The sequence below is a fragment of the Ectothiorhodospiraceae bacterium BW-2 genome, from assembly GCA_008375315.1.
GTDB lineage: Bacteria > Pseudomonadota > Gammaproteobacteria > Thiohalomonadales > Thiohalomonadaceae > BW-2.
In genome coordinates, this window is record CP032507.1 from 3,072,586 (window position 1) to 3,085,897 (window position 13,312).

14 protein-coding genes are annotated in these 13,312 nt (G+C 52.8%); 2 read left to right on the forward strand and 12 right to left on the reverse strand.

Going from position 1 to position 13,312, the window contains the following annotated elements; translation table 11 throughout:
* Positions 1-48: 48 nt before the first annotated feature.
* The 12 genes from D5085_14600 to D5085_14655 form a co-directional block, all read right to left on the reverse strand.
* Positions 49-1,842 (reverse strand): IS1634 family transposase, encoded by a 1,794-nt coding sequence (locus D5085_14600; protein ID QEP44244.1) that lies wholly within the window; start codon positions 1,840-1,842, stop codon positions 49-51.
* Positions 1,843-1,935: 93 nt separating this feature from the next.
* Positions 1,936-2,493 carry a hypothetical protein gene (locus D5085_14605; protein ID QEP44245.1) on the reverse strand — a complete coding sequence of 186 codons (558 nt, stop codon included), beginning with the start codon at positions 2,491-2,493 and terminating at the stop codon, positions 1,936-1,938.
* Between the two features lie 17 nt (positions 2,494-2,510).
* Entirely contained in the window at positions 2,511-3,689 is a 1,179-nt protein-coding gene (locus D5085_14610; GenBank protein QEP45177.1) for an amino acid ABC transporter permease, read from the reverse strand.
* A gap of 72 nt (positions 3,690-3,761) precedes the next feature.
* On the reverse strand, positions 3,762-4,763 hold the full coding sequence (locus tag D5085_14615) for an amino acid ABC transporter substrate-binding protein (GenBank protein ID QEP44246.1): 1,002 nt from the start codon (positions 4,761-4,763) through the stop codon (positions 3,762-3,764).
* Positions 4,764-4,953: 190 nt separating this feature from the next.
* Entirely contained in the window at positions 4,954-6,012 is a 1,059-nt protein-coding gene (locus tag D5085_14620; GenBank protein ID QEP44247.1) for a hypothetical protein, read from the reverse strand.
* Positions 6,013-6,043: 31 nt separating this feature from the next.
* Positions 6,044-6,985 (reverse strand): carbohydrate kinase family protein, encoded by a 942-nt coding sequence (locus D5085_14625; GenBank protein QEP44248.1) that lies wholly within the window; start codon positions 6,983-6,985, stop codon positions 6,044-6,046.
* Between the two features lie 32 nt (positions 6,986-7,017).
* Positions 7,018-7,398, reverse strand: coding sequence for a diacylglycerol kinase (locus D5085_14630; protein QEP44249.1), 381 nt, complete (start codon positions 7,396-7,398; stop codon positions 7,018-7,020).
* Entirely contained in the window at positions 7,388-8,032 is a 645-nt protein-coding gene (locus D5085_14635) for an orotate phosphoribosyltransferase (GenBank protein ID QEP44250.1), read from the reverse strand. Before D5085_14635 ends, D5085_14630 begins: the two co-directional genes overlap by 11 nt.
* 40 nt (positions 8,033-8,072) lie before the next feature.
* Positions 8,073-8,675, reverse strand: coding sequence for an RdgB/HAM1 family non-canonical purine NTP pyrophosphatase (gene rdgB, locus D5085_14640; GenBank protein QEP44251.1), 603 nt, complete (start codon positions 8,673-8,675; stop codon positions 8,073-8,075).
* Between the two features lie 2 nt (positions 8,676-8,677).
* Positions 8,678-9,394, reverse strand: coding sequence for a ribonuclease PH (locus D5085_14645; protein ID QEP45178.1), 717 nt, complete (start codon positions 9,392-9,394; stop codon positions 8,678-8,680).
* A 31-nt stretch (positions 9,395-9,425) separates the two neighbouring features.
* On the reverse strand, positions 9,426-10,328 hold the full coding sequence (locus D5085_14650; protein QEP44252.1) for a serine/threonine-protein phosphatase: 903 nt from the start codon (positions 10,326-10,328) through the stop codon (positions 9,426-9,428).
* Positions 10,329-10,347: 19 nt separating this feature from the next.
* Positions 10,348-11,283, reverse strand: coding sequence for a serine/threonine protein kinase (locus tag D5085_14655; GenBank protein QEP44253.1), 936 nt, complete (start codon positions 11,281-11,283; stop codon positions 10,348-10,350).
* Between the two features lie 185 nt (positions 11,284-11,468).
* On the opposite strand from D5085_14655, the gene D5085_14660 reads away from it, so the two are divergent.
* Both D5085_14660 and D5085_14665 read left to right on the forward strand, forming a co-directional pair.
* Entirely contained in the window at positions 11,469-12,335 is an 867-nt protein-coding gene (locus D5085_14660; GenBank protein QEP44254.1) for a YicC family protein, read from the forward strand.
* A 217-nt stretch (positions 12,336-12,552) separates the two neighbouring features.
* Complete coding sequence (locus D5085_14665) at positions 12,553-13,296, forward strand: hypothetical protein (protein ID QEP44255.1); 744 nt, start codon at positions 12,553-12,555, stop codon at positions 13,294-13,296.
* Positions 13,297-13,312: the final 16 nt, after the last annotated feature.

The window sequence follows — 13,312 nt, forward strand, 5'->3', positions numbered from 1 at the left end:
TGATTTTTCACGATGCAGAATGCAGAACGCGTGTTGACTGAGCCGAATTTAGATCAGCGTCATCTTTGTCGGATGGACCGAATAGTCGAGTCCCAGCGCATCCAGAACTGGACGTTGATGGGGTTCGATGCGGGTGGTTTTGCGCAGATGAATGGTGCGATTATCTTCACGCTTGACGGTGACACTCACCCGCTGACGATTGGCAAACAGCTGTCGCAGGGATGTCCAGCTCGCATGAATGTCGTGTGCTTTGAGTTGATGTCGCAGCGTATGCACGAGATGGTAACCGAGCAGGGTGATGAAGAGGTGGCCCTCGAGGCGATCGGCTGTATGGTGATAGACGGGGCGCATCCCCAGTTCGCTTTTCAGGCTGCGAAAGACCGCTTCGAGGTCGGTGAGCAGGATATAGGTCTGCCACAGCTTGGCAGCATCCCAATCGAGTAAATCGGTGCGCAGACAGTAGACGCCGGGATGGCTGGCCGCTGAGTCGGCGGCATCGTTGAGAGACCAGGTGATGGCCGTGGCTTTGCCCTCTTGTTCGCTGACGCTAATGGTATAGCGGGCGGCTGCACGGGAATACTTCTGTTTGAGCCGACCAATCCGCTCATGGATTTTCTCGCTGCTTTTGGTGCAACGGGGTTTAGATAGTCCCTCATTAAGGGCGGTTAACCCCGCTTCAAAGCGTTGCGCAATGCTATCCAGAATCGCCTGCTCTTTCAGTTCTCGCGCTTCGGAGTGGCAGTAGAGTTTGACTTCCCCCCGCTCGCCATCCTCAACCCGCTGCGCGCGTACGCAATTGCCGGGGCTCTCTTTGATCAGCGTGGCCTGGGTCTCATCAAACTCTCGATGGGGTTGACGGCTCACGACAATATAGTGGTAACCGGCACCTTTCAGCCACTGTAGATTCTTCTCACTGGCAATGCCGGCATCCATAATAACAGTACTGTGTGGCGAGGCTTCCAGCTCAGTGAGCAGACCCTCCAGGGTGGAGGGTTCGCTGACATTACCGGCAAAGTGGCGTGAACAGCGCGGAAAGCCACTGCTATCGAGTACCAGACCGAGGGTAACGAGCGGGCAGTCACTGCGCCGCTCCTTGGAGCGCCCACGCTGTGCCAGTTCGGAGTCGGGCGCTCCTTCAAAGAAGGTATTGGTCAAGTCATAGAGGGCGATAGTCTCCTTCAGATCGAAAAGCGTCTGCTCCCGCTGCCAGAGATGGGCCTCCAGTGCCGCTTTGTGTTTCCAGAGCAGGTCGCTGGCTTGATAGAGGCGATCATGCCCCATGGCGTCAAAGTCATAACCGATGAGCTCGCCCAGTCCACTCTGCTGCTGGAGCCAGTGATAGGTGGCCCACTCGCTGGCAGGAGAAGCCATGCGCCCAACGATATTGCCAATGGCTGCGGCCAGTTCATGACGGTTAAAGCCAAGCTCTTGCAGTTTATCAATCAGTTTCAGCTGTTGCAGCGCATGCAGAGCCAACTGTTCAATGCCAACCTGACGAGGCCGGCTTAGCTCCAGAGAGTCCATATCGACCGATTGCCAGGTGTGCGGCGGTAACGGTTCGCCGTAACCGGTTTGCTGTAGTTTGTTGCTCAACTGCTGGGCGGTCTGCTCCAGGGCGGTTGGCAGTGCCAGGGTGAGAAAATCGCCCTGTGCGTTCAACAGTTGCTCAATGCGGGCGGTCAGAAGCGGCCATTGCGCCGACTCTACACTAAAGTGGCGACCCAAATTGAGCAGGGTCTGTTGCTTGACCTTGCCGGCCACACGGGTGGATTCCACCAGTCGATAGGTGAAGTAGGGCTCACCGGAGCCGTGGCTTTTAATCGTAGTGCGACGAATATACATACTGACAGTGTAGCTGCAAAATGGGGGATTGCAAGCCTATCCGTCACATTATGGCACTACGATTTATTTTCAAAACTCAAGTAATTGATTTAATTAAAATCGCATATCGGGTTCCCGATATATTTTGGGGATTTTGGTCGGATTTGACGAAAGATGGGCTAACAGAATATTGAGTGAAAAACCGCCCCAATAGTCGGTTGAGACCGGCTCTAGCCCTAGGTAGCTACCATCAAGAATCGCAATTGAGAGAAAGGGTAGCAGCAGAAACAGTGGAATAAAGAGCCTCTCCCGCAGCCCCTTATTGACCTTGTAGGCGAGAATGACGGTGCCAAACAGCAGCAGTAGCGACAGATCTATTCGCCACAGCTCACTGTCGGGGTAGCTGCCATAAAAGAACTGCTGCGACCATGCCCTGACAAAGACCCAACAGGCCCCCTCATCGGTACAGGCGGCTTGACTCTCCCCCTGCCAGTTAGCGGAGAGAAAGAGCCAATCGACCATGCTCGGCACGATTTTAATTAAAATAGCCCCAATTAGCAGCGTGGTTAGGGTATTGAGCCATGACGAGAAGAGGTTATGGCGCATCCAAGCCAGCGGCCCCACACTGGTGAGGGGGGCGGGCTGGGCGGGGGAGGGGGTAAAGGTTTGCATCGAAGTTTCTCCCCTAGTTATTTAGTCACAATGGCAACCTGTCGATTAAACAGGTTCATAATCAATGAGATAAGCATATTAAAGACAAAATAGACCGCCATCGTCATCGAGACGATCTCAATCGCCTGTCCAGTCTGATTGAGCGTAGTGCCGACAAAGACTGTAAAGAGATCAGGGTAGCCAATAGCGGTAGCTAGGGTCGAGTTTTTGACTAAGCTCTGATACTCACTATTGAGCACCGGCATAATCACCCGCATCGCCTGCGGTACGATAATGAGATGCATAATCTGCCGCTCCTTCATACCGACACTACGGGCCGCCTCAGTCTGACCGTGAGGAACCGACTGAATGCCAGCTCGTACCGCTTCGGCGATAAAGGCACCGGTGTACATCGTTAGGGCAAGCGTTAATGCCATTAATTCGGGGATTAGGGTAATCCCCCCCTGAAAATTAAATCCGCGCAGTTCAGGATAGGACCAGTGAAACGGTAGGCCGCTAATTAACAGCGCTAACAGTGGTAATCCGAGTAGGAGCCCGAGCGAACTCCAAAGTAGCGGGAACTGCTCCCCTGTCCTCTCCTGCCGCTGTTTGGCCCATCGGCGCAGCACAACTATCGCGATAATGGCGCTAAGTAGCGCACCATAGACCAGCCCCGCCCCCGCCTCGGGAACCAGTTCGGGTAGGTAGAGCCCTCTGACATTGAGAAATATCGCCTCACCGAGTGCCAGACTCTGGCGTGGGCCGGGGAGGGTGGTCAGTACCGCAAAGTACCAAAAGAAGATCTGTAGTAGCAACGGAATATTACGAAAAATTTCGATATAGACCAGCGCTAGTTTGCGAATGAGCCAATTGGGTGAGAAGTGGGCTATTCCCATAATGAAGCCGACCAGCGTGGCCAATAAGATGCTGATAATCGAGACTAGTAGCGTATTTAGTAGTCCAACGATAAAGGTTTTACCGTAGGTATCTGTCGCATCGTAGGGGATGAGCGACATTAAGATATCGAAGCCGGCGGTTCCCCACAAAAAGTCGAAACCGCTCTGAATCCCCCGCGCCTCCATATTGGTCAAGGCGTTAGAGATGATGGTGTAAAAGAGGTAACCGAGCGCAGAGACTAACAGCACCTGATAGAAAATCGCTCTCACCTGCGGGTTATTGAGGTAACTGGCGATACCCCGAGAGCGACTAGGTTGCATAGATTCAGCCATAGGCAGAGACTCCACTTGCAGTCGCGCTCCGCGACGGGAGCGGAGCGCGACAGGGTTAGATTAACGCATTGCAGGCGAGTAGAGGATACCGCCTTGATTCCACTGCGCGTTTAGACCACGAGAGATTTTTAGCGGTGAGCTAGCACCGACATTGCGATCAAACGACTCGGCGTAGTTACCGACTTGGGTAATAATGTTGTAAGCCCAATCCTCTTTTAGCCCCAATTTACTACCTAAATCGCCCTCGCTACCGAGCAGACGCTTCTGGCCGGGTTTACCGTTGTTGCGCAGTGCAGCTGCATTTTTGGAGGTGACCCCCTGATACTCGCCCTCAATCATGGCGTTAACACTCCACTTGACGATATTAAACCAAGCATCATCCCCCTGACGCACGACTGGACCTAATGGCTCTTTAGAGATCACCTCGGGCAGTACGATCGCCTCGGCAGGATTTTTTAGACCGATACGCAGCGCATAGAGTTGGGACTGATCGGAGACCAGAAAGTCGCACCGTCCCGACTCAAAACCGCTGCGGGTCTGATCGGAGGTATCGAAGGTGACCACGGTGTACTTCATGCTGTTTTCGCGAAAATAGTCGGCAATCGCTAACTCAGTTGAGGTACCGGCCTGAATACAGGCCGCCGCGCCATCGAGCTCAGTGGCGCTCTTAACCCCTAGGCTCTTTTGGACCATAAACCCGGTGCCGTCATAGTAGATAGTGCCGGCGAAGTTAAGTCCGAGTGAGGTATCACGGGTATGAGTCCAAGTGGTATTGCGCGAGAGCAGATCGATCTCCCCCGACTGTAGCGCAGTAAAGCGCTCTTTGGCGGTGAGTGGCTTATATTGTACCTTATCGGCATCACCTAGTACCGCAGCGGCGACACTACGACAGACATCGACATCAAGTCCGCTCCAGCCCCCCTTCTCATCTTTTTGAGAAAATCCAGCTAGCCCTGTGCTAACACCACAGGAGAGGTAGCCCTTTTTCTGGACATCTTCCAGCGTGCCGGCATAAGTGGTTGACGCAAAAGTAGTTAGTGCCGCTATGGCAGTGGCAATCATGGTTCTCTTCACATTAAAACTCCTCAACTTAAATGGGGGTAACGCTACCGTGACCTGCTGCTGACATTTGTCACCGAGTCGTTACCGATGGTTCTGTGACATGACAGAGAGGTTAAAACTAACCCCATTAGGGCGATATGGCAAGCTAAAATGCAATTTTAAGGGGGAGTGGGCTCTGTGAACAGTGGCGCTATTTTCCCTGCTGCTGCTGTAGCTGCTGCTTAATGCCGATTAACCCCCCGTCGATATAGCTAGCATGAAAACCGCGCTCATTGAGCAAAAAGGCGGCCGATGCGCTGCGTTTACCATTGTCGCAGAGGGTAATGATCGTCTGTTCCGAGTCGAGCTCCCTTGCCCGTATGCGCAGCAGATAGATGGGAATGTTGAGACTCCCTTTAAGATTAAAGCGGCTAAACTCGCTCTCAGTGCGGACATCAATCAGCTGTCCCCCCCCCTCAGCCAGTCGCTGTCGAGCTTCGGCAAAGGTGATGGCGCTTAGGGTTGGAGTCTTTAATAGCTCCTCAAAGTCAGCTTTGGCCAAGCGCATACAGCTCCCGCTCTGCTGCATGGTGACGGTGGCATTACGGGGGTTATTGGAGATCATCGCCTCCTCGCCAAAGCCCTGTCCTGCCTTCAGCTCTGCCAGTTTAATCACCTTGCCACTTTTGGCTTGGTGGGTGACCAGACAGCTACCCGCTTTGATATAGTAGTAGTAGTCGCTCTCATCCCCTTGGTGGATAATCACCTCGCCGGCGTCGAAATTGACCGGCTCCATGCGGGTCAAGACTAGCTGGATATTACTAGGCGGAATGCGCTGAAATAGCTGTGACTGTAACAGATTTCCCATCCAGTCGCCCTCCTCTTCGGCCTCAATGTCGGCGACATTGTAGCTCTCGCCGCTCTGCTCCCAGCTAAGGAGTAGATCAAGATAGCCATTATCGACCACAAAATAGCTCACCTCCTCTTCAGTAATCGCAGTACAGGTGCGCGGGGTGTGAGGATCGAGCGGCAGGCGTGAGGCGGGAGTGCCGCCGACTAAGCGATCTTTGCCACCATTGGCTTTTAACAGCAGTACGGTACCGCGATGGATATAGATACTGCGTTGATCGTTATCGCCCCGTTTGAACAGTGGGGTATCTTTTGCTGCCTGCTCGATGTGAATTTTGCTGATCAAATCTTGCAAGTTGCTCTCAGAGAGCTGATTAAGCGGAGTGAATTGACGAAAAAAGTGGCGGTCAAAGGTGATCATCGATAGCTACTATGGTGGGGTGGGGTGGGGGTTATATAATCGACTCTCCAAAGCTCTCTTGGCAGCGCTGGCGAATATCGTCTAGCGAAGGGGTGTGGTTTTGGGTGCCGTGGTGCTCTACCTTCAAAGCCCCCATCACTGCCGCTAGCTCTCCTATCTGTTGCCAGTCAAGACGGTGATCGATACCGTAGAGGAGGCCGGCACGATAGGCGTCGCCACAGCCGGTTGGATCGTTAATCTCATTGGTCAGCGCGGCGGGAATGAGGAGAGAGTCGCCATTGTGGTAGATCTCAGCGCCTTCTGCCCCCTTAGTCACCACCAGCGTCGTGACCCGAGCGGCAATATCGGCTAGTGAGTCGCCACACTTCTGTTGCAGTAGCTGCGACTCGTAGTCATTGAGGGCAATCCACTCGGCCTGATCGATAAAATGGTTTAGCTCTTTGCCATCGAACATCGGCATCCCTTGACCGGGATCGAAGATAAAGGGGATCTCTGCCTCGTTAAACTGCTGAGCATGTTCGAGCATCCCCTCGCGGCCATCAGGCGAGACGATACCGAGGGTAATGGCGCTATCTGAGGCATCACTAATTCGATTGTAGTGGGAGAAACTCATCGCCCCGGGGTGGAAGGCGGTAATCTGGTTATCATCGATATCGGTGGTAATGAACGCTTGGGCGGTATAGGCGGTCGGTAGTTCACGAATATAGCGCTGATCGATACCGCACCGCTTCAGGTGTTCAGCGTAAGAGATAAAATCGACACCGACAGTGGCCATGATATAGGGCTCTTCGCCCAGCAGTTTTAGGTTATAGCCGATATTGCCGGCACAACCGCCGTTTTCACGCCGCAGTTTAGGTACCAGAAATGAGACATTCAGTATATGCACACTCTCTGACAAGATGTGGTTTTTGAACTGATCCTCAAACACCATGATGGTGTCGTAGGCGACTGAACCGCAAATGAGTGCTGGCATAGGGGGAGCTCCTTTTAAAATTAAAATTAAAATTAAAATTTATCTAGTAGTAGAAGTGACCAGACAAGGATAACACTCATCTGGGCTAAAAAGCAGGCGGCAGAGCCAATATCCTTCGCTCGACCTGACAGGGGGTGGTGTTCGGTACTGATCCTATCCACCACTGTCTCTAGGGCTGAATTTAATAGCTCCGTTATTAGCACCAGTAGTAATGGCAGCAGCAGCGCTATTCGCTCTAGGGCGCTCTCTGTGATCCAGAACGCGGCAGGGAAGAGTAGTGCACCGGCCATTAGCTCCAGCCGAAATGACTCCTCATGACGCACTGCCGCCCGAAATCCGGCCCAAGAGTAGCGGGCGGCATCTTGCAGACGAGCTAGTCCTTTGGGGGCGGGTTTATTTATCTCAGATGCCATATCGCTCGCGATAGGCCTCGACCATCGGTCGGTACTCAGCTATATCGGGGCTGTGCTCTAAAAAGCTCAGCAGATCAGACAGAGTAGCGATGCTAACTACCTGCACTCCGAACTGCTGCTCTACCTCCTGTATGGCAGAGAGCTCCCCTTGACCTCGCTCCTGCCTATCGAAGGCAATGATGATACTCTTCGGTATTGCACCTGCGTGGCGAATAATCTCTATCGACTCCCTAATCGCGGTACCGGCAGTCATGACATCATCGATAATGGTCACCTCTCCTTGTAGCTGTGCGCCGACTAGCGAGCCCCCTTCGCCGTGATCCTTAGCCTCTTTGCGATTAAAACAGGTCTGAACAGAGCGCTGATAGTGGGTATCTAGTGCAATGGCGGTGGCGGTGGCGAGCGGAATGCCTTTGTAGGCAGGCCCGAACAGCGTAGTCGGCTTTAAATCGGCCGCTTCGATAGCCGCCGCATAGAACTGCCCTAGGCGATTGAGTTGGTGGCCGCTATTCAATAGCCCGGTATTCAAAAAGTAGGGGCTTATGCGACCCGATTTGAGGGAAAATTCACCAAATCTGAGTACGCAGTTCTCGAACGCAAAGCGAATAAACTGCTCTTTATAGTTGTCGGACATCATCTTACTCCATTAACTGTAGATAGTCTCTGTGGTTAATTTAGGCCTCAGCTAGGGGCAATTTTTGCAGTAGCTGCTGCATCGCTCTGCCACGATGGCTGAGTCGATTCTTCTGCTCCGGCGAGAGTTCGGCGGCAGTACACTGATACTGCTCGACCCAAAAGATCGGATCGTAACCAAAGCCGTTCTCCCCCTGTGGTTGTAGAGTAATGCTCCCCTCCCAGCTCTCTTGACAGATAATCGGGGTCGGGTCGTGTTCGTGTTTTAAAAAGACCAATACACACTGAAAGCGGGCACTTCGTTCACTCAGATCGATCACCCCCTCTAGCTCTCGCAGCAGTTTAGCGACATTATCGCTATCACTCGCCCCCTCTCCGGCGTAACGGGCCGAGTAGATGCCGGGCGAGTTACCTAAAAAATCGACCTCAAGGCCCGAATCGTCAGCTAGCGCCGCCTCTCCGGTCTGTGCCGAGGCGTTTCGCGCCTTAATAATGGCGTTTTCGACAAAGCTAAGACCGCTCTCTAGCGCTTCGCTAACCCCTAGATCAGTTTGGGGAATAACTTGATATCCCCGTGGCTGTAATAGTTGGTTAAATTCACGCACTTTGCCACGGTTACCGCTAGCAAGTACAATGTTAGCCATCGTTAATCCTCCTCCAGAACCTGCTGCTGCTGCTGTAGTAGCTGTTGTATGCCACCCTCTGCTAAATCGAGTAGGCGGTTAAGTTCATGACGGTGAAAGGCGTGCCCTTCAGCCGTACCCTGTATCTCTATAAATGCGCCACCACTATTCATGACTACATTCATGTCGGTCTCGGCGGCCGCATCTTCGCGGTAGTCGAGATCGAGAACCGCCTCCCCCCGATAGATGCCGACAGATACCGAGGCGAGCTGCCCAAATAATGGCGATCGCTTGAGGCGATAACGCTTTTCTAATACCGTAATGGCATCAGCGAGCGCCACATAGCTGCCGGTAATCGCGGCGGTGCGAGTACCGCCATCGGCCTGAATGACATCACAATCGAGGGTAATGGTACGCTCCCCTAGTGCCTGTAGGTCGAGTACCGAACGCAGTGAACGACCGATGAGTCGCTGAATCTCTAGCGTTCTGCCACTGCTATTATTGGCGCTCTCGCGTCGTCCGCGCTGGCCGGTGGCCCGCGGTAGCATCCCATATTCGGCGGTTAACCAGCCCTGATTTTTACCGCGTAGAAAGTGGGGGACTCGATCCTCAATGGTGGCGGTGCAGATCACCTGAGTCTCACCAAATTCGACCAGTACCGACCCCTCGGCATGTTTGGTAAAGTGGCGGGTAAAGTTTACCGAACGAAGTTCATCATTGGCTCGGCCGTCTGGACGAATAGTGGCTGTCATCTAAGCTTCAACTCTCCATTTAAGATTTATCGGGGGGGTAGTCTAACTGATCTCCATACTCTTCTAAAACCTGTTGAATATGATTTATGGCGTGCTGCAGGCTCTGATCGGCAGAAGGGGAGGGGGAAGGCTCTCTCATCGGGGAGGGTTGGGTGGCGGAGCGCGGCGCGGTATGTGTCTGACTGTGGCGAATAAATTCAAGTGATATCAAAGTAATATTATCGGTATTGGGGTAGCTTGCCCGCTCTGCTTCTTCGGCAAGCGCTTCGCTAGCGGCAGTAATGGGGTGTCGCTGTAGTAACTGAATCAATTTAGGAGGTGTTAAACTGTTCCACAGGCCATCGGTGCAGAGTAGTAACCGATCACCCGACTGCAGCCTCTCGCCGCACCCTATCTCAATGTCAGAGGGGGAGAGGGTACAGCCGATGCAGCGGGTTAGGGCGTTGCGTTGGGGGTGATCCTTTAGCTGCTCTCGGTTCAGTTTACCTTGACGGTAGAGATATTCGATATAGGAGTGATCTTGAGTTTGGTGCAAAATCTTACCCTGTCGCACCAGATAGAAGCGGCTGTCACCGACATGAGCCCACCAGACCCGATTGCGCTCAATCAGCGCCATCACCGCCGTTGCGCCGGGAATATGGGCCATTTTATGCTTTTCGTATAGGGTAATAATCGCTTGGTGGGCGGCGCGGAGTACCGTCTCAAAAAAGGCTGCCGGACTGCGCACTTCGCCTCGGGTATGGCGGTAGGCCGTCTCTGCTTTCTGCACGATCAGTTTCGCCGCCTCTTTGCCGTGGGGACGCCCCCCCATCCCATCTGAAACGACCAGCAGCAGGCCATGCTGATTGCGCACCACCAGCGAGCTATCTTGGTTTTGGGTGCGATTGCCGAGTCGATTCAATTCGCTAAAACGGTACTCCATAACTTCTCTTTCGATCTATCTATTTGCGCCAAAAGTAGTCGTTAATCTTCTCCATCAGCGTCTCCGGCTCAGGTTCGGGGAGATCGCGATGAATGGCATCCAAAAGTTGGGCAACGCTCTGAGGCCGTAAGGTTGGATCGATCTCCAACGCCCAGTCGATCGCCTGTAGCAACCCTTGGGTATAGCGGCGGCGAAACGCCTTAGCGACCGGCTTCATTTTATCCTCCATTCGTCTATCGGCGGCATTAGGCGGAGCATCGCCGGTGAGACAGGCCCGCATCGTCGCGCCAATGGAGTAGATGTCGCTCCAAGGGCCAACATAGCCGCCACGAATCGACTGCTCATACGACGAGAAGCCAGGCGTGATCACCTGACCTGGCTGATATTGGCGGGTCTGTTTCATCTCATGGACCGCACCAAAATCGAGCAGAATCGGCGTGCCTCCCGCTCGCAGGTAGATATTGCCCGGTTTAATATCGAGATGGAGTAGCCCCTTCGAGTGGATTAAGTTAAGGCCATCGAGCAGCGGTAAAAATACCGTTCGAATGAACTGCTCGCTCAAGCCCCCTTTATGGCGGTTAATGTACTCCTGCAACGAAACCCCCTTCTCATAATCCATCACCATATAGACGGTGCCGCCGGCACGAAAGAAGTTGACTACATTGACGATATTGGCGTGCTTTAGGCTAGCAAGGAAGTTAGCCTCCTGAAAAAAGAGTCGTCGTCCGTGGGTAAAGGCGTCGTAGAGGGCGTCATCGAGCACCACAATCGAGCCATCTTCGTTGCGCCTAGCTAGCGAGTGGGGCATAAACTCTTTAATGACAACCTCGTTATCGGCTAGCTCGTCTCGGGCAAGATAGACGAAACTAAACCCGCCCCCGCCGATAGTGTGCAAGATGGTATATTGGTCCAGACGATGGCCCGCTGGCAGAGCGTATGAGCGATCATTTGACATGGCGTCAGTTCAGATTCATCCTAGGCGTGTAACCTCTTGGCGTTTGGTCTCTAATTTAAGGTAGGCAGCAGGGGCATATCCCCCCTTTAGCCGCCCTAGGTCGCTATTATAGACCGACTGGCAGCGTCTGAGGCAATAAAATCTGTCCCGATAAGATCGGGTACATACAGTGAGGAGAGAGTAGAGTGATACGCAGCATGACCGCCTTCGCCCGCAGCGACTATCGAGGGGAGTTAGGTGAGCTAACCCTAGAGCTGAGGGGAGTTAACCACCGATTTTTGGAGTTAAATTTACGCCTACCAGAGGAGTTGCGCCAGTTAGAACCGCCATTGCGCCAGCAGTTACAGCAGCAGCTCGGGCGGGGGAAAATTGATCTATTTTTGAAATATCAGCCCCCTACCACCACTCAACAGCTCGCGATTGACGAAGCTCTCGCCGCAGAGTTGGCTCGATTAAGCCATCAAATTGATAAATTGATCTACAATCCGGCACCAATTTCGTCACTAGAGCTACTTCAGTGGCCTGGCGTATTGCAGGGCGGCAGACTCGATAAAGAGGCGTTAGAGCAGCAGCTATTTCGGTTACTGCAGCAGGCGCTGCAAGAGTTCATCACCACCAGAGAGGCAGAAGGGGAGCGACTACAGCAGGTCATTTTGTGCCGCTGTGACGAGATGGCCACAGTGGTGGAGCAGCTAGAGCAGCGCCTACCTGAAGTGGTACAGCTAGCTCGGCAACGGCTAAAGCAGCGGCTACAGGAGCTAGTAAGCCAGCAGCCCGATGAGGGGAGGCTAGAGCAGGAGATGGCGCTAGTCATGCAGCGGCTCGATATCGATGAGGAGCTACAGCGGCTAAAATCGCATCTAACCGAACTGCACTCAATTCTAGTGCGCAACCAGCCAGTGGGGCGACGGCTCGACTTTCTGTTACAGGAGTTAAACCGAGAGGCGAATACCATCGGCTCTAAATCGGCCGATCTACAAACGACTCAGGCTTCAGTGGAGCTAAAGGTGATTATTGAGCAGGTAAGGGAGCAGATTCAGAATATCGAATAGTTTTTAAGCCCCTTCAAGAGCAATTAACAGTCTCTTAAATGTCCGTTACAGCGAACAAGACCTAAGGAGAAACTAACCATGTGATCACTGACCGTTGGCAGATGGGACAATACCTGTTTTAACAGGCTTTAGGAGGTTTTAATAGCAAGGTGGCCGATATTGCTGTGGGTTATATGATTGCCCTAGCACGGGAGATTTTAATTAGTCTGGAGATGAGATGAAACCGATAGTTATAGCGTTATTATTGGGTGGAATGCAGAGCGTCAGCGCGGTTGAGGTGGCAGCGAGGTTAACGGATCGAGAGATTATCGAATCGTTAGGCGATTTAAAGAGCGATATTGCGGTGGTTCATCAGCGTATTGATGCGGTGAATCAGCGTTTTGATGCGGTAAATCAGCGTTTTGATGCAGTGAATCAGCGTTTTGATGCGGTGAATCAGCGTTTTGATGCGATGGAGAAGCAGACAGCAGAGCGTTTTGACGCGATGGAGAAGCAGACAGCAGAGCGTTTTGATGCGATGGAGAAGCAGACAGCAGAGCGTTTTGACGCGATGGAGAAGCAGACCAACGCCCGTTTTGATGCGGTGAATCAGCGCATTGATTCGTTAGAGAAACAGACAGCAGAGCGTTTTGATGCGATGGAGAAGCAGACCAACGCCCGTTTTGATGCGGTGAATCAGCGCTTTGACCAAATGGATGGCCAGTTAGATAAGATATGGAACCTCATGCTAGTGATGATTGCAGGTATCTTTGGATTGATTGGTTTTATTGTGTGGGATCGCAAAACGGCGCTTAGGCCATTAGAGCAGCGGTTAGACCGAATAGAGTTGGAGTTGCAGCAAGATTTTGAGATACAGCATCAACAGGGTTCAAAGATGGCTCGTTTAGTAGGTGCGCTGAAAGAGCTAGCGCAGAGTGATCCGAAACTGCAAGGGGTGTTGCGCAGTTTTTCGCTGTTGTAGGTGGAAGAGCAGAACG